This is a genomic window from Xenorhabdus yunnanensis, from assembly GCF_028598805.1.
Taxonomy (GTDB): domain Bacteria; phylum Pseudomonadota; class Gammaproteobacteria; order Enterobacterales; family Enterobacteriaceae; genus Xenorhabdus; species Xenorhabdus yunnanensis.
This window is the reverse complement of the sequence record NZ_JAQRFI010000019.1, coordinates 1-18,060: the sequence shown is the minus strand read 5'-3', so window position 1 is coordinate 18,060 and position 18,060 is coordinate 1. Positions and strand designations below refer to the sequence as shown.

13 protein-coding genes and 1 pseudogene are annotated in these 18,060 nt (G+C 43.5%); 1 reads left to right on the top strand and 13 read right to left on the bottom strand.

The window, feature by feature from the left end; translation table 11 throughout:
- Positions 1-2: 2 nt before the first annotated feature.
- The 13 genes from PSI23_RS09810 to PSI23_RS09750 all read right to left on the bottom strand — a co-directional run bounded on the left by PSI23_RS09810 (position 3) and on the right by PSI23_RS09750 (position 16,648).
- Positions 3-1,259, bottom strand: a complete 1,257-nt coding sequence (locus PSI23_RS09810) for an ACP S-malonyltransferase (protein WP_273554917.1) — start codon at positions 1,257-1,259, stop codon at positions 3-5.
- On the bottom strand, positions 1,256-6,115 hold the full coding sequence (locus tag PSI23_RS09805; protein ID WP_273554916.1) for an AMP-binding protein: 4,860 nt from the start codon (positions 6,113-6,115) through the stop codon (positions 1,256-1,258). The genes PSI23_RS09810 and PSI23_RS09805 overlap by 4 nt, the downstream gene beginning before the upstream one ends.
- Complete coding sequence (locus tag PSI23_RS09800) at positions 6,108-7,766, bottom strand: amino acid adenylation domain-containing protein (protein WP_273554915.1); 1,659 nt, start codon at positions 7,764-7,766, stop codon at positions 6,108-6,110. The genes PSI23_RS09805 and PSI23_RS09800 overlap by 8 nt, the downstream gene beginning before the upstream one ends.
- A gap of 63 nt (positions 7,767-7,829) precedes the next feature.
- Positions 7,830-8,993: an acyl-CoA dehydrogenase family protein gene (locus PSI23_RS09795; RefSeq protein ID WP_273554914.1), complete on the bottom strand. Its 1,164-nt coding sequence runs from the start codon at positions 8,991-8,993 to the stop codon at positions 7,830-7,832.
- Entirely contained in the window at positions 8,986-9,237 is a 252-nt protein-coding gene (locus PSI23_RS09790) for an acyl carrier protein (protein ID WP_273554913.1), read from the bottom strand. Before PSI23_RS09790 ends, PSI23_RS09795 begins: the two co-directional genes overlap by 8 nt.
- A 671-nt stretch (positions 9,238-9,908) precedes the next feature.
- Positions 9,909-10,790 (bottom strand): cysteine synthase CysM, encoded by an 882-nt coding sequence (gene cysM, locus PSI23_RS09785; protein ID WP_273554912.1) that lies wholly within the window; start codon positions 10,788-10,790, stop codon positions 9,909-9,911.
- Positions 10,791-10,927: 137 nt separating this feature from the next.
- Positions 10,928-12,016 (bottom strand): sulfate/thiosulfate ABC transporter ATP-binding protein CysA, encoded by a 1,089-nt coding sequence (gene cysA / locus PSI23_RS09780; RefSeq protein WP_273554911.1) that lies wholly within the window; start codon positions 12,014-12,016, stop codon positions 10,928-10,930.
- 10 nt (positions 12,017-12,026) lie between these two features.
- Positions 12,027-12,905, bottom strand: a complete 879-nt coding sequence (gene cysW, locus PSI23_RS09775) for a sulfate/thiosulfate ABC transporter permease CysW (RefSeq protein WP_273554910.1) — start codon at positions 12,903-12,905, stop codon at positions 12,027-12,029.
- Positions 12,905-13,738 (bottom strand): sulfate/thiosulfate ABC transporter permease CysT, encoded by an 834-nt coding sequence (gene cysT / locus PSI23_RS09770; protein WP_273554947.1) that lies wholly within the window; start codon positions 13,736-13,738, stop codon positions 12,905-12,907. The genes cysW and cysT overlap by 1 nt, the downstream gene beginning before the upstream one ends.
- Positions 13,735-14,772: a sulfate ABC transporter substrate-binding protein gene (locus PSI23_RS09765; protein WP_273554909.1), complete on the bottom strand. Its 1,038-nt coding sequence runs from the start codon at positions 14,770-14,772 to the stop codon at positions 13,735-13,737. Before PSI23_RS09765 ends, cysT begins: the two co-directional genes overlap by 4 nt.
- A 180-nt stretch (positions 14,773-14,952) precedes the next feature.
- Complete coding sequence (locus tag PSI23_RS09760) at positions 14,953-15,294, bottom strand: DUF1131 family protein (RefSeq protein WP_273554908.1); 342 nt, start codon at positions 15,292-15,294, stop codon at positions 14,953-14,955.
- Positions 15,224-15,526: a DUF1131 family protein gene (locus tag PSI23_RS09755; RefSeq protein WP_273554907.1), complete on the bottom strand. Its 303-nt coding sequence runs from the start codon at positions 15,524-15,526 to the stop codon at positions 15,224-15,226. Before PSI23_RS09755 ends, PSI23_RS09760 begins: the two co-directional genes overlap by 71 nt.
- Positions 15,527-16,225: 699 nt before the next feature.
- Positions 16,226-16,648 (bottom strand): GNAT family acetyltransferase, encoded by a 423-nt coding sequence (locus tag PSI23_RS09750; RefSeq protein WP_273554906.1) that lies wholly within the window; start codon positions 16,646-16,648, stop codon positions 16,226-16,228.
- Positions 16,649-16,967: 319 nt separating this feature from the next.
- Between PSI23_RS09750 and PSI23_RS09745 the strand changes: the two are divergent.
- Positions 16,968-17,916: pseudogene (locus PSI23_RS09745) on the top strand (tyrosine-type recombinase/integrase).
- Positions 17,917-18,060: the final 144 nt, after the last annotated feature.

Genomic DNA, 18,060 nt, shown 5'->3' with positions numbered 1-18,060 from the left:
AATCAACGCCTCACCGCATCAAAGAGACTTTGTAGCTTTGCTTTCTCCACAAAATTTGTTTTCTCCGCAAAAAGAGAAAAACTTCTGTTTGTCTCAACAATCTCCAGCCATTGCCGTGTGAGTTGATAGAGAGAATCACATTCTTCAACGTTCAGACGTGATCCGTTGATCATTTGTTTGGCTTCTTCTCGAATGCGGTGCAATTGTTCCAGCGCGACAGGATCTGCAATATCAGGCAACCTCTGGCTGTAAAGATGGAAACAGCAATATCTGGCAAACTGTTCCTGTCGGTTCTCTCTGGTACTCAATTCCTGGGTGGCCGTGAACATTTTACCGGATTCCCACAGGGAACGCATAGGTAACCCGGAACGCTGAGTGAGGTAACTCAATACATTTTTAGGTGAAATTTCCAGATAACGGGTGACACCGTTTTGCGCAACATACTGTAAGCTCGGCAACCATTGCACCGGAGAAACGAGGTGTTGCAAAATCGACGACTTCAAGTTCTCCGCTGGTAGTTCCGTACCACTGACATTGCAAACCAAACGGGATAACAGAGGATTTTGCTGGCCTGATTCCGGCAGAAAATCCAGCAACTCGTCTATTTTTTCTTTCGCCTCCGCCATTAAAGGAGAATGGAAAGGCCCCCCAATTTTCAACGGATACACTAATCCCCCCAGTGCCTCCATGCGCGGTGCAAAACGTCGGATATCGACCATCTCACCGGAAATAGTTGCCTGATCAAACGCATCAATCGCGGAGACATATATGGCGATGCCATCATCAGTGCGGGCTTTATCGACCTCCCGTACCACGACTTCTGCGGGAATGTGCAAGACCCAACACATGTCCCCCTGCTGGTAATCGCGTGCGCAGATCTCTACCACTTCGGAACGAATATTGACCACTCGTGTCAATGTTGCTAAATCAAGGTAGCCGGCAGAACACAGTGCGGGATATTGCCCCAAGCTGTGCCCCATCATAAATTCGGGAACCCATCCACAATGCAGGCGCAATATATTAGCAATGGCAACAGTAGTCGCTGTAAGTGCCAATTGTGCAACTCGAACCTTCTTCAACGTGTCGCGGCGTTCGCCGTGGATAACATCAAATAGATCAATTTGTGACAGATCGGATACTTCGTCCAAACATGCCCGATACTCAGGATATGCTTTGAACTCAGCAAACATATCCGGTTGCTGCGCACCCACGCCGGGAAATAAAAAGACGGTTTTGGCTGAGTCGATAGCTGTTCTCATACTGAGGCTCCATGAATAATGAAATCGAGCTCCGATTGTGAGAGCTGACAAAGAGGAAAATCCGCGGGGACCAGTGATCGTTCCTGACAATGAACAGACTGCCCATCATGCAGTTCATCCAGACTGGCACGACACCATGCCGATAGCCTGTCATTTAATTGAGTTAGATAATTCAGGGCATCATCAGCATTGCCACCAGAAATCCCCAATCTCAATTCGACCAAAATAGAACCCGATTCTCGGCAATCGTGAATGAGTATGTCGAAATCAGCACTATTCTTTTCATCAGGATGACGAAAACCGCCTGAGAGAGATTGAACTAAATTAATGTGCTGCCACGTCTCGTTATTGCCCAAGCCGAAGCCAATATCATTGATGCAAATCAGAGGTCTTGTACTGGTGCTATTCAGCCCCAATTGTTTTTTCCATGCTGAGTTATCTTCATGCAGGTGTGTTTTCAATGTTTGCAAAAAGCTCAACGAATGATCGGAAGTCACATGAAGCTGCAATAATTGGAAACCCGTAAACCATCCCACAGCATTCGCCATTGCTGAATTCCAAGCAGCAGGCATTTGGGTTTCAGAGAATAAGCGCCCGTGATTTTCAAACAACACGCTGGGCCGTTGTAATTGTGATAACCGTGGTAACAAGCCGTTATCCTGTATCACCTCCAGCAATGCTGCTGCAATTAACGACGATCGACTGGCTTTTTTGTCTTGTTCCATCAACTTGAAGCCATCATTGGAAACTGACAGCGTTAATATGATAGGAGCCGTGGCTGGTTGATGATCGGTATCATCATCAAGTGAAGGTTCCACATCAGCCAGGTTTTCCTGTAGCTGGTTTTCCCGTGCTGTTTCTTCCTGTACTGTTTCCTGTAACAGTTTGTCCGCAAGCCATTTACCCCACAGGAACGCGCCCTGTTCTGCATCTCCTTCGGTAACGGTATTCGTTTTAATGGCAGATTTGCCCAGTGCTTGATCCAATTCATCCAATAAGAAAATCCATGAATGCACATCACAAATCAAGTGATGACAAACCCAAATCAAATAGTATTTATTTGCAACCGGATCGAGTACCACCTCATGCACACTAGGCCGTTCTGCCAGACAGACTTCGCCTTGCAAACGCTCAAGCCTGTTTTCAAGATGTTCGCCTGATGCCAATACTTTTCTGCGGCTTTGTGTCTCCCATTCGATATCCTTCAATTCCCGTGCGGAAGGCAAGAAATAAAACTCGCTCAGATCCTGATTGGCTCTCAAGGAAAATATTTTATGTTTGGCTTTGACTGCAACAACCGCTGCATTGATATGTCCGACAGGTAAGGAAGAGCTTAATTCAAGCACTACCCCTTGCTGCAACCGATCACTATGTTTAAAGCGATGATGTTGAAACCAGCGAACGCTGGGTAAATATTGTAACCAATCGGCGGTTAACTCTTCTAGCGTCTCTTCTAATGTTATGGAATCTGTTGCGGTATTTGCTGATTGTTCCACACAGGATTTTTCCAGTACTGCGCCCAACGCGGTCGGAGTCAGCAGGGCATTTACTCCGATCCTCACGTCTTTTTTCGCTAACAATGCAACAAGGCGAATGGCTTTGATCGAGTCTCCCCCTTGTTCAAGAAATGAAGCAGTCAGATCTACAGATTGAGGCCAAATCGGCCTGAGAAATTCCGCATCTAACCAGTCAGGGAGTAGGTAATTTTCTGGTTCTTCCTGAGTTTTTTTATCGGTTAAACAGCACTGTGCAGCATCAATCAATGCCTTTCGGTGCGCTTCAGCAGCAGCAATAAGTGGCGCTATATCAACCTTACCGTTGGCATTCATCGGCCAGGGCTGCACAGTGCAATACAAATTCGGTAACCAGGATTCAGCAATTTTTTCTTTTAATCTGTTTTGAAATTCATGGCTTTCATGAGGAACAGGCTGGTTGCTGCATAAGACAATCATTTCATGACCTGCCATGCCATCGACTTCATTAATGACCAGTTTCAATGCCTTCAACTGCCAACCGTGATCATTTGATTGTCCAAGCTGTATCAGCACATCTTCCACGGCTTTCTCAATTTCCACCGGATGAATTCGATGACCACGCACCTTAAACTCATCGTCGATACGTCCGAGGCAGTGGAATATGCCCTGTTCATCCTGCATTCCCAGGTCGCCCGTGCGATACCAACGATGTTGCTTATTGGCACTGCATACAAAATTTGCTTCTGTCTGGGCGCTGTTATTCAGATACCCATCCGCCAATATAGGCCCGCTGATCCAAATCTCGCCACTAAACCCACGGGGCATGATTTGTCCCCAGCTATCCCTGATCGATATTTTCGCTTTACCCAGCGCTGTGCCAATCGGTGTGATGGCTGTGATAGATCTGGCAGCGGTGATAAAAGAGGTAACCGGGGTAACAGAATTCTCTGCTTTTTCTCTTTCCTCAAATTTGCTTACATCATTGCTTATTGAATAAATACAGCATCCGACGGTTGCCTCTGTTGGCCCATATTCATTGATGATTTTGCTGCCCAACGGCAAACAATCGAGAGCCTTATTCACCAACGAAGCCGGCAAGTTTTCCCCACCCACAATAAAGGTCAGCGGATTCCGTCTCTTGGGATTAAGACCATGTTCAATCAATAAGGAAAGATGAGATGGCGTACATTTAGCACCCGTCAGCGATTCATCCGCGAGAAGGCTGCGTAATAATTCAGGATTATCACGAATGTCCTGTTCATGAGTCTGGATAAATCCCCCAGACAAAACCGGCACTAAAATAGCTGTCTGTGTCAGGTCAAATCCAAAGGAGGTAAATAGAGGCATACTAAATGGCGTTTTATCAGCATATTCCGCTTTGGCTGCCAGCGCGTAATTTGCCAATGCAAAGGGAGAAATGGCAACGCCTTTCGGTTCTCCAGTCGAACCTGAGGTATACAGAATATAAGCGGGATTACAAGATGTTAGCTGTGACTGAATCTCAGGAGACGATGCAACTTCAATGTTTTTCTGAGTAATGCCTTCCTGATCCAAAGAAACTCGCAACAGAGGCAAACCCAACGCCTCTGCCAGATTTTGGTCAGCCTCGGTGTAGATACATAGGGAAACACCCGAATTACGGATAATGGTTAATAATCTCTCCGTCGGTGTTGTCGTAGAGCAAACAGGAACAACAGTCACATTTTCAATAAGGCAGGCCAGATAAGCCAGCAGCGTTTCAGGGGTGCGCCTGCCTAAAATCAACACTGGTTTATGTTCAACACGCAACTCGTTTATGTCACGTAATTGCCCACGAAGTTGGCTAATCCACTGTAAGCCCTGACGGTAAGTCAAATCACAGGTTTTCACATTTGACTTAACTACATTTGACTTAACCTCATTTGACTTAAATAGTGCGCTATCGTCATGGCATTCAAACGCTTCAAGCAAGTGAACACCTATTGGTGCGGTTTGTTCTTCTTCTACCTGTTTCGCTTTACTCTGTTCTGTAATTACCGTTTCCTGCCCCATTACCTCAACAGCAGCGTCTATTGCATAATCAAGTGCGGCTTGCAAAAAGGCGTGACATTGTTCGGGTGACCATATTTTGCGGAAATCCGCTTCAAGCACGAAGCAGCCATTTTCAAAACGGTCATGAATGTGGATGGTGGCGAACAGAGATTCGACAGCCTGAATGTGATCAATGGTGATCTCTGCGCCCGCGACCGTTTTCTGAAATTCGCCTGTTTGATAGGAAACCCCAAAAGCCGGAATAATCCGTTTCCAGTCTGGTGATGCCAACTCTCCCCAACGGGTCGCAGGGGCATAACGGGAATGCACAATCGCTTTTTGTAGCTGTTTTTTCAGGATTCGATAACAATCCGCTACCATCTGCCCTGTTTGCCGGAACACAGGCATCAAAATAGGCGCTACGCCCATCGAGACAGATCGTTTCTCCGTCTCGCTCCAACGGCTTACAATCGGTGCCTGCAATAACGCACAATTTCCGTCTTCAATCACCATTTGTGTATATGCAACCGCAGTGAAAAATAACCGGAAAATGGAGCCACCACTGTTTTTAAATCGGCTCAATATCTTATTTTGCGATTCAGTCACAGTTGCTTTTATACGCAGGGATCGCGGTTCCAATCCACGATAATCACCTATCGGATAACGGCAGGCTATGTTTCGGGCATTTACCGATGCTGTTTCACCAAAAAGCGCCTGCCAGTACGCCGCATCTCTTTCGATACGCCGAGAATGCTCATAATTTTGTTCTTCCTCAGCACTGGCAGAAAATAAGGAGGGTTCTGTTTGTTCTATATCTGAACCTGATTCCTCTTGTTCCAATTCCTTGATCAAGTAATCCTGCAAGATCGCCAAGCTCATTCCATCCAGCGCGGCGTGATGAGCTTTCAAAAAACATCCTGATTGATCTTGCTGAAAACGCACTGCAAAAATTCGTAGTGGTGTGAATGATAAATCTTCTTCCATCAGTAGCTGACGTTTAGCCCAATGCTCAAACGCCGCCTTGGGATCGGGATATTTGCTGAAATCGACTTTCTCTACTTTTATCTGAGGGCTGTCATGTCGAATACCAAACCATTTCATTTCCGCGGATTCGGTTTCCAATAATGCATCTTCCGCCAGATCCCCGTGCAGTTCGTTATTAATAAAAACGTTATTAATAAAACCTATGCGAAAAACATCTTGGGTATTGAGGATCCGATCAGCGACACGAACAAGCCGCTCCAGAGAAATCATTCCTTTCAAGCGCATTACGCCGCCCAAATAGAATTGATGGCCAGACAGATTGAACAAACCCATTTTGAAAACGGCCTGTTGTGACCGAGTTAATCCAAAAATTGATTTATTATTCATGATGTAAGCCATCATTTTGATTGAAGAACAGATCACGCATATTTTGGGCAATCACTTTCCGATCCAGTTTTCCCGAACTGGATCTGGGCAGGTATGGAGCCTGCCAATAACGCGCAGGCAACATATAAGCCGGTATCTGTGCTGAAAGAAATTGCCTGATATCTTGCGGATTCAATTCTTCTTGCCCCGCCACGATAGCCGCGACTAACCATTGCTCTTGTTCATCATCTTCGACAACACAGGCAACTGCTTCGGTAATGGAGGCATAGTTGAGTAAATGATGTTCTATCTCCCCCAACTCGATCCGCAATCCACGTAGTTTGACTTGGGTATCTTTTCGTCCCTGACAGAAAAAGCCCGTTTCTTTTTCATACCAGCCAAGATCACCCGTCAGATAGATTCTTTCCTGAAGTTCTGGATGGAAAACAAACACCTTATCGGTCAAATCCTGTCGGTTGTAGTAACCCTCTGCCAGACATATCCCACCGATGGCGATTTCGCCTTTTTCCGAATCCGCTTTTAAGGCCAAATTATCCGGATCGACTATGTATAATTTGCATCCGGTGAGAACCTGCCCGATGGGAACGAGGTTCGATGAAGTTTCCATGCAATCATATTCCAGACAATCATATTTCAGGCAATCATAAAAACTGACATCGATAGCGGCTTCTGTCGGGCCATATAAATTGGTTAACACGCAATTGATCAAAAAACCGTTCGTCGATAAATCATGAGAATTGAACATGTTGTGAAATTGGGTAACTAAGCTGGCAAGTAGTGATTCCCCGCTCACATATACTCTGCGCAAGGCTGGCAATGGTGAAGTCAGATCCACATGATTCTCTTGAAGTTCTTGCAATACTGGCTTTAATAAACTGGGGACAAAGTGGACAACTGTAATTTTTTCACTTGCTAATGCCGCCACAATAGCTCTGGGAAAGGATTCCAGTCCTGATTGCAGCAGATAGTTGCTCGCACCATTCAAGGCAGGCAAAAAAAGTTCCCACAGTGATACGTCAAAAGTCAGTGCGGTTCTCTGTAGGATAATGTCTGAATCCGTCATCTCACTGTGTAGCTGATGCCATTCCAGCCGATTGATGAATGCGCCATGATTGACCAATACCCCTTTAGGTGTCCCCGTCGTGCCGGAAGTGAAGATTAAATATGCCGGATCAGTCGCTTGCAATTGAGGTGCATTTATCTGAGGCGTGCTGTGACACTCATTCTCTGAGCATGGCAACGTGGTGATCTCTTCCAGTTGCTCACGGCTGAGTAGCTCCAATTCAGTATGCGCCTGAGTAAACAGATTTTTCTGGTTTATATTGCAGAAGGCGATACGGCATTGAGCCGTTACAAGCATGGATGCCAAGCGGGCAACAGGGGTTTTCGGATCTACTGGAAAATAAACACCACCTGCCAGTAGAACCGCATATGCCGCCACCAGAAATTCCGGGCTACGTTCAAGCCCGATGACAACACATTCCCCCTGACGCAGACTACGCTCGTTGAGCAGGTAATGAGCTAATCTTTGTACTCTTACGTATAACTCTTCCCAAGATAAAGTGTTGCCGTGGCCCCAGCGTATCGCCGGGTTTTGGTTATTTCTCGCCGTGCTTTCGAAATAGTCAGTGATAAATCGACCTGTTTTCATGACGCCGAAGTCCTCAGCCAGACAAAGTGTCTTGCTTTTCAGGTAATAAAATTGGGAATCAGTTTATGGATGAGTCAGTGCAGTGTTGTAGCTGTACCGATTACAGACTTGCTTGCCAATCAGCATTTTTTGCAGTTCATTGCTTCCTTCAACAACTTGCAAAATCTTTGCATCCCGATAAAGTCGGCTGATGCCGTTTATTTCATCACAGCCATGACCGCCATGGATTTGAACCGCCTTTGCAGCCCCCACGCCAGCTTCCTGTGATGCGAAAAGTTTGGCTTGAAGGATTTGCTCAAGAGCATCTTCATCCTTGGCTTCTTTGGCTTTTGTCGCTGATAGGCAAATAAGTTGAGAGGCGAGCAGACTACTGGACATTTCTGCCAAATAACCACGAATAATGCCTTGGTCTGCAAGCAATGTACCGAAGGTAGCGCGAGAATTGGCCCTGTGTGCTGACGCCGACAATGCCGCTTGCTGTATTCCTACCGCCGCCCAAGCCACACTGATGCGTCCGTAGTCCAATGCACTGTTAGATATGAGGTTTTGTCCAAAACCGGGCTTCCCGACAATATTCGTCTTAGGAACCCGACAATCATTGAAATCCAATGTTGCCAGATAGGCACTCTTGAACCCCAACATATTTTTCTTGGCCGTTACTTTTAATCCGGGTGTGTTTTTAGGAACCAACACAGCGGTGTCCAAACCCTGGTATTTACCAAATACCAGAAACAGATCTGCGACTTGGGCGAAAGTAATCCAGCTTTTCTGCCCATTAATACTCAGTTCATCCCCGTGATCTTCAAACTGGGTTGATAGATTTTTAGAGTCACCACCTGCGGAAACTTCCGTTTGGGCAAAAGCACCAATAATTTCTCCCTTTACCAGCGGAGCCAAAAAGCGTTGTTTTTGATCTTGGGAACCCCAATCCTCAATGGTTTTTAACATCATTGAGTGCACATTCAGCAGGCCAGTGAGCGATCCGCTTCCGGCTCCGATGGCCATATTCAGCAATCCGAATGTGGTGGTGTCAAATCCCAGCCCGCCATTTTCCGTTTTTGCCAATCCCCCCAACCAACCGTTGCGCGCCAGTTGCTGCACTACGCTGACTGGTGTTGCTTCGGACAAATCCCATTCATCAGCATAAGGGGCAACTTCTGTTGCTGAAAATTGCTCAAATGCCTGTAGCCACTCTTGCTGTACAGGTGATAAAAAGCGATTAAACATTTGCCACCACCTTTTTATCTAAAAAATCGCAGACAGCTTGAATACTAGAAAAATTGGCATTGTCGAGATCATCAATTTCGACCTTAATTTTGAAGTTTTTTTCTAGAAAGGAAATGAGTTGGATTGCAGCCAGAGAGTTAACCAAGCCTGTTTCGAAAATATTAACGGTATCACCTAAATCCTGCTTACCAGAAAGTTTACCGAGATATTCAGACACTAATTTATTACGCTCAGATACATTCATCACGACTTCCCTCTACCGGCTTAATTTCATTGGTTTTTTGTTTGTAATATTTATCTGGACGATTTATACAATAGCTACCGCACAGGAGTGTTATCGCCAAAAAATAATAAAAATTTAAGATATACATCTAGTAAAATAAATAATTAAACGGAGATTAATAACAATCTATCTCTTTTTCCATAATATAAAATATTACTTAAATTATTCTTAGTAAGAAGATAGCTATTGAAGTTCAAGAAAACGTTTCGAAGAATAATATTCCTTTTACAATCGTTTTTTCCATTTTTTAGCTGGAGCCATAAATAAAATTCATATAATATATAAATAACTTTTTAATATAAAGACAAAATAAGGAATAATATTAAAAATCACTCTATTGAATAGTCAATCAATCAAGAAATATAATTAATGCAACACCTCCATTAAATCTTAAACAAACCTACATTAACTTATAATAAAACCGTCAATAAAATTATATGTTAGAAACATTACCTTATCGTGTAATCTCTTGGTCGCATTTTTAATTGAGCGTTTTTGAATAGAACAGTTTTTGAATAGAGCAGTTTTTTAATATATTGCTAATATACCCAATGGATTTCAAGCCATAGCTCCACCAACAAAACTACAGCTTGAAACATGAAAGGAGAGATAACAGGTGAGAAGGAGTCGAATTAATTAAATACACCAGTCGATAAGTACCTGTCACCACGATCACAAATAATCGCTACAATGACTGAACCCGGGTTTTCGGCTGCAGTGCGTAATGCGCCGGAAACGGCACCACCAGAACTGACACCGCAGAAAATGCCTTCCTTTTGCGCCAATAAACGCATTGTAGCTTCCGCTTCTGTCTGGGTAATATCCAGGATCTGATCCACCAGCTCTTTCTGATAAATACCGGGCATATAAGCCGGAGACCAACGGCGAATGCCGGGAATATGGCTATTTTCTGTAGGTTGTAATCCGATAACCTGCACTTTTTCTGACTGAGATTTCAGATAGCGGCTCACACCCGTCACTGTGCCTGTGGTTCCCATGCTGGAAACAAAATGTGTAATCCGCCCTTGTGTTTGCCGCCAGATTTCTGGACCAGTGCTCTTGAAGTGTGCCAGTGAATTATCTGTATTATTAAATTGATCCAGAACTTTTCCTTCTCCATTTTTCTCCATTTCTTGCGCCAGATCCCGAGCACCTTCCATTCCCAATTCTTTACTGACCAAAATTAATTCAGCGCCGTAAGCCTGCATTGATGCCTGTCTCTCAAGGCTCATATTTTCAGGCATCAATAATTTTAGGCGATATCCTTTTACCGACGCGATCATCGCCAGTGCAATACCGGTATTGCCACTCGTTGCTTCGATCAGAACATCGCCCGGAGCAATTTCTCCGCGCAATTCCGCTTGCTGGATCATTGAAAGTGCAGCCCTGTCTTTCACGGAACCCGCGGGGTTATTGCCTTCCAGCTTCACCCAAATTTCCGCATCAACACCTTCTGTAATTCGCTGTAATTTTACCAGCGGTGTATTACCTATAAATTCTTCCAAGCTTGCCACAGCATTACCTAATCTATATAAGAATGGATAATCAAATAATCATATTAAGGAAACTGTAGCAAGATATTAAGCAAAAAATCCCTGCTCCCTTGCCGCCGCAACGTCTCTTGAAATCCATTGGGTATAGATTAATTAAATCAGGCAGATTCAGCGAATTGCAAAACCTTTAATGACAACTCACCTGCATATAAGCGAGCACCTGTACCCCCAATAAAATAGCGATTTCCCCTGACTGGAATGGATGAATCCTCCTGCCAAATCACTGACAAGTATTCATCACCCCATCCTATCGGCTGAACGGATAATAGTGAAAAATGGCCGCGCGGATTGACTTCCACGATTTGCACTGGCAAAGGACAGGAAGCTGTTTGCTTGGTGCTCAATGTCATATCCCAAGGGCGGAAAAAGACATCAACATTGCCTTGATGCAGTGGGGTGATATCCAATGGAAAAATTTTCCCGCCTATCCAGAGTTGGGAACCTTTAATTTCACCATTCAGTTTGTTTATTTCACCCATAAATTCAAGGACGAAGCGGCTTTCCGGCTCATGCCATACTTGTTGAGGAGTGCCGACCTGTTCAATGCGCCCCTGATTCATCAGCACTACCCTGTCAGCCACTTCCATTGCTTCTTCCTGATCATGGGTGACAAATACACTGGTAAATTTCAATTCTTCATGAAGCTGACGCAGCCAACGACGCAATTCTGTGCGTACCTGTGCATCCAATGCGCCAAAAGGCTCATCCAATAAAAGGATCTGCGGCTCAACGGCCAATGCCCTTGCTAATGCCACACGCTGTTTTTGCCCACCAGAAAGCTGCGACGGATAACGTTCTGCCAAATGGGAAAGTTGCACCATCTCCAGTAATGTCATGACCTTGCGACGCAATACTTCAGCGACGGGACGCTGGCGACGGGGAAGTACTGACAGGCCAAAAGCCACGTTATCAAATACCGTCATATGACGAAATAAGGCATAGTGCTGGAACACAAACCCGACACGCCGATCTTTTGCATGTAATCGGCTGACATCCTGCCCGTGAAATTTCAATTGGCCTGTACTCTGCTGCTCAAGCCCCGCGATGATCCTCAACAATGTCGTCTTTCCTGAACCCGATGGGCCAAGCAGGGCTATCATCTCGCCGGATTCAATATCCAGTGAAATTTCATTCAGTATCTGAGATCGACCAAAAGATTTACTGATATTACTGATTTCAATACTCATACCTCACTCCTTAACTGCCCTTGTGGCGGCTTAAACGCCATTGCAATGCACTTTTGACAATCAGAGTAATAAGCGCCATCACCGCCAATAAGGCCGCGGCCGTAAATGCGCCAACCGTGTTGTAATCTTGATACAACAGATCAACCTGCAAAGGCAGCGTATAGGTTTCACCGCGAATTGCCCCCGACACCACAGACACAGCACCAAATTCCCCAATCGCCCGGGCATTGGTCAAAACAACTCCATATAACAATGCCCAGCGAATATTTGGTAATGTCACGCGCCAGAACATCTTCCAACCAGATGCTCCCAATAATATGGCGGCTTCATCTTCTTGGTTGCCTTGACTTAACATCACCGGCACCAATTCACGAACAACAAACGGACACGTTACAAATACCGTTACCAGCACCATGCCAGGCCATGAAAACATCAATTGAATGTCATAGCTCCCTAGCCAACTACCTAACCAACCCTTGTCACCATAAAACAGAAGATAAAGTAGTCCCGCCACAACTGGCGAAACCGCAAACGGAATATCAATTAATGTCAGCAATAATTGCCTGCCGGGGAATTGGAAACGTGTCACCAGCCATGCCGTCGTAACCCCGAAAACCAAATTGAGGGGAACAGTGATAAGTGCAATCATCACGGTCAACCAGATAGCATGCAGCATATCGGGATCGAAAAGGTTCTGGGCAACCATGTCGATTCCTTTGGAAAAGGCGGTCAAGAAAATCCATGCTATCGGTATGACCAACAGCAGAACCGAAAAAAGTACGCCAATGCCGATCAGTAACCATTTTCCCCAATTGATGGAGGGACGTTGTGCTACTGTATGTCCAAAAACCGGGTGTTCAGAAACAGAATGTTCGGAAAATCCAGTCATCAATGTCCTCCTATCCGTTTACCGAAGCGGCTTTGCAATATATTGACGCTAAATAACAATAATAACGACGCGGCAAGGATGACCGAAGCGATCGCGCTGGCAGCCGGATAATCAAATTCTTGCAGGCGGACAAAGATCATCAGAGAGGCGACTTCAGTTTGCCAGGCAATATTGCCCGCAATGAAAATCACCGCACCAAATTCCCCCAAACTACGCGTAAAAGAGAGTACGGTTCCGGCAACTAATGCAGGCGAAAGTTCAGGTAAAATGACCCGCTGAAAAGTTTGCCAACGACTTGCTCCCAATGTCTGTGCTGCTTCCTCATATTCGGGGCCTAATTCTTCAAGAACAGGCTGAACAGTGCGAACAACAAAAGGCAGGCTCGTAAATGCCATCGCAACTGCAATGCCCAGCCAAGTATTAGCAACTTTGATATCGAGGTTGCCAAGCCAGGCACCATACCATCCGGTCGCAGAAAAGAGTGTTGCCAGCGTTAAACCCGCAACGGCTGTCGGTAAAGCAAATGGCAAATCCATCAAACCATCAAGTAAACTGCGTCCCGGAAATTGATAGCGCGTTAATATCCAAGCCAGCAACATGCCAAAAACCATATTAAAAAAACTGGCAACTGCGGCGGCCAGCAATGTCACTTTGTAAGCAGCAACAACCTGCGGGTTGATGATAACCTGCCAATATTGCTCCCATGTCATATTGGAAAGCTGTACGACCAGAGCGCTTAATGGCAACAGCAGAATAAGGCAGACATAAAATAAGCTATAGCCCAGACTCAGCCCAAATCCGGGCAAAACACGTTTGCTGAATACCGACATTATTTACGCCCTTCTATCAACAACTGATCGAGCGTGCCACCAGTATTAAAGTGAGTTTTCATCACTTGAGGCCAACTACCAAATTGTTCTTCGAGGCGAAACAGTTTGGTTGCAGGAAAACGGGATTTCTGTTCTTTCATAACATTTTGATCAATCACACGATAATTAAAGCTGGCGATAATTTGCTGGGCAGCCGGACTATACAGATAATTTAAATACGCTTTGGCAGCCGCTTCAGTACCGTTTTTCTGGACATTTTTATCCACCCAAGCCACCGGGAACTCAGCCAGAATATTCACCGGAGGCACAATGATTTGGTAATTGTCTTCACCATACTGTTTGCGAATGTTGTTGACCTCAGATTCAAAGCTAATCAGCACATCCCCTATTTCCCGCTCGATAAAGGAAGTTGTTGCCCCGCGACCTCCGGTATCAAACACTTCCACATTCTGTAAAAAACTCAGCATCAGTTGGCGAACTTTAGCGGGATCATGCGGATTTTTTTGCTGAAAAGCGCCCCATGCAGCCAGATAGGTATAGCGTCCATTACCTGAGGTTTTGGGATTTGGGAAAATTAACTTCACATTATTTCGCACTAAATCTTCCCAAGTCTGGATGTGTTTGGGGTTACCTTTGCGTACCAGAAAAGCCATTGTCGAATAATAAGGGGAGCTATTATTCGGCAAACGCTGCTGCCAGTTGGCGGGAATGAGATTGCTGTGATCGTGCAAAACCTGAACATCAGTGACTTGGTTATAAGTAACAACATCAGCCCGCAATCCATGCAAAATGGCTAACGCTTGTTTAGATGAACCTCCATGTGATTGTTTGATGGTCAATTTATCCTGCGGGTTCTGCGCATTCCATTGTTTTTTGAATTCAGAATTCAAGCTAGAGAATAGTTCTCGCCCAATGTCGTAAGAACTATTCAACAGCTCGACAGCCAAGGCGCTGGCGCTATAAGCGTTGAGACTGGCAAAAAGCAATAAGGTAGCCACTCTGCCCAATAATTTATTTTTTATTGCCATTATTTTCATCCAACACCTTACTCATCACGCTATTTGACAACCCTTTCTTTACTGTATCCAGAATCTTTATAACAAGGTAGTTTACTATCCTATGTTTTATATACCGAATTTTTATGAGAAATGATGAAAAGCGATAAGGTGTAGAAAAAAACTTTTTTACTTGATATCAAACCATTTTTTAGAATTTTATCAGGATTTCCAAACAATACGCGAAATTTTCCAATTCTTCAAAACATCATCAGAAGGCATTAATCCTTCGGGGCCATCCCAAGTTCCGGTAAAAACATAGCTGATGTGCTGGCTTTGCGGAGCAGTACAAACGACGGTAGGCTGTGTAGTGACATCATAAGAGCGCTGGCATTCCCCAAATGCCTTTTTATACAGATCAGAGAAAGGGGTTCCTATTTTCGTCCCCCAAACTGTTTTAATCCCGTCATCCAATATGTCAATACGATTAACTTTACCATCGACCAGACCGTGAAATTCCAGTTTCACCTGACCATCTTCCATGCCCTGAACCACACTTACCATCTTCCATGCCCTGAACCACACTTACCAACTTACCATTCTGCATTTCCATGCCACTACGCAGACGGTATTTTTCCGCCAAACTTTGTTCGATCGCGGATTGAGTCATATCTGTTTGTTTATTGATTTGCCCCATTCCCTGCTCAGAAACACTCAAGGAACTGCCAAACCAGTTAAAAGGAGATAAGGCAGCGGGCCATGATGCTCTTAATGTTCCAGCGCAGGCCGTTAACAACAAGGAACAGCTTATTAAGCTAGCCGCTGCCATCATCCTTTTATATTTTAAATGCTTATGTTTTAAATAGTTATGCTTGGAACACTTAAATGCAAAAATTTTATTCATCACTATTTTCTTACCATTAGCTCTGTGGAACTACCATTTAATGTCTATCAGACCACATTTTCAAAAAAACATTCAATTGTGAATACACAACCGCTCATAAACAAACACACCATAATCACGTTTAAAAAATCTTATTTATTAAGCGTTGCGCATCTATTTACAAAATAAACGGTATGCTTAAAAGGCATTAAATTTCTATCTATTATTTGCCATCTATCTGCAACATTTTATTTTCACCACCAATTATTTTGGTATACAAATCAGGAGAAAAATCATGTTGGATTTTAATTATACAAAAAACATTGATTACCAGAATGAGTCTAACTGGATTGTATTGAAAAGCAATTCCAAACAGAAATATCAATGTTATTTGATATGTAAAAATAAGAAAGGGGATATTAAAGTGACTCCTCACACTAATCACATTAACAAGGGCAAGAAAAAAACTGTAACTTTAGAAAATCGCCTTGTTGTAAAAAACAGATACATGAGAAAACTGGTCAATTACATTAAGACCATAGCAAAAAAAACAATAGCCAAATAGCATATTACTATTCAGCCATCTCATGGTTTATATATTTAATAAGCAATTCAATCAATAATCAAGCGCTTGCTAAACATCATATTTTCTTGGCCTAAATAATCATATTCCATCTTTTCACACATACAGATTGTTGCATCATTCTCTTCTGGAACCAGAATTAAAATATTTGGACAACCTCTTGCCAATAATTTTTTTTCAAGGCGGGAAATCAGCGCATTAGCTATTCCGCGACCCCTGAATTCAGGATGAACTCCCAGATAATAGGCATGACCACGATGCCCATCATAGCCGCCCATCACTGTACCAACCACTTCCCCCGCAATTTCAGCAACCAGAAATAAATCAGCGTCATGGGTGAGTTTACGCTCAATATCTATTTCTGGATCATTACCAGAGTTAATCAAATCACAACGTTCCCAAAGTGTGATAACGGCTTCAAAGTCGTCTTGCCGAAATACCCGAATTTCCATAGTTAGTAAGCCTATTTAATAAGCAATTGAATCAACGTTAATTATCACTGATTTTATTTTGGAATCAATATGAAAATGCGTTTGTTGGTACTAACAGGTATACTGCTGGTCTTCATAACTAACCAAAATAAAAGCAGAAATGAATATACCTAATATATATTAGTTTCATGTTTCGGTGTTTGTCGATGTTTATTATTTTTATATAAAAATCAAATAATTAATAATCCAATTAACTGTATATTGTTCCAGTGCTTATTGACGTTTTCCTACTCTTGCAGCACATTACGTATAAACATTTGTATAAATATATTGGGTGATCATGGCTGCCGAACTAAACAAGCTCAGTGACAAAAAACTTAAAACCCTACACGGAAAGGAACAAGATTGAATTTTTTGCCGATGGTGCTGGATTAAGTGCAAAAGCATCTAAAGCTGGTGGTATTAGTTGGGTTTTTACCTACCGACTTGATGGTAAAAAGTTAAACCGCCTTACCATTGGGCGCTATCCTGATATGCCCCTCAAACAAGCTCGTGAAACACGGGACAAATGCCGTAACTGGTTGGCCTCTGGTAAAGATCCAAAGCTGCAATTTAATTTAACGATGCAGGAATCATTAAAACCAGTCACTGTAAAAGACGCTATCGAATATTGGATAGAACACTATGGCAGAGAAAACCGAGTAAATATTGATAGCCTCATTCGTCAATTAGGAAAGCATATTTATCCCCACATTGGGGAAATGGCATTATCTGACTGCGAAATAATATATTGGCTGCAATGCTTTGATAAAATGAAAAAAGAAGCTCCGGTGGCTTCTGGTGGCATACTTCAATTGTGCAAGCAAGCCCTGAATTTTTGCCGGGTAAGAAGGTATGCAATTAGCCATGTATTAGATGATTTAACAATTCAGGATATAGGAAAAAAACAAAATAAAGGCCAGCGGTATTTAGAAGATAATGAACTTGGTCAATTATGGAAATCCATCAATGAAGATATTTACCTACCTTATTATAATAATTTATTGAAAATTTTTTTTGTATTTGGTTGTCGAACACGAGAGATCAGGTTATCTAAATGTTCAGAATGGAAAGTAGCTCCACATATTGTAGATCAGCTTTTAGGCCATATTTTACCGGGCGTCATGGCGATATATAATAAGAGCCAATACCTACCAGAGAAGCTAGACGCCTTAAAAAAGTGGTGTGAGCGACTAGATGTATTGTCGGGTAATTATGAGAATGTCGTTGTATTAAAAATAGCTCAATAGTGGGAATTAATGAGTTCAATAATGAGTGTGATCATTGATGTGGTTCAATGATTTTGGTCACCGTTATAGAGGTGATATGCTCACTTCGATAATTCAACAGGTGACATGATGAAAAGAAGTTTCAGCCCCGAATTTAAATTGGAG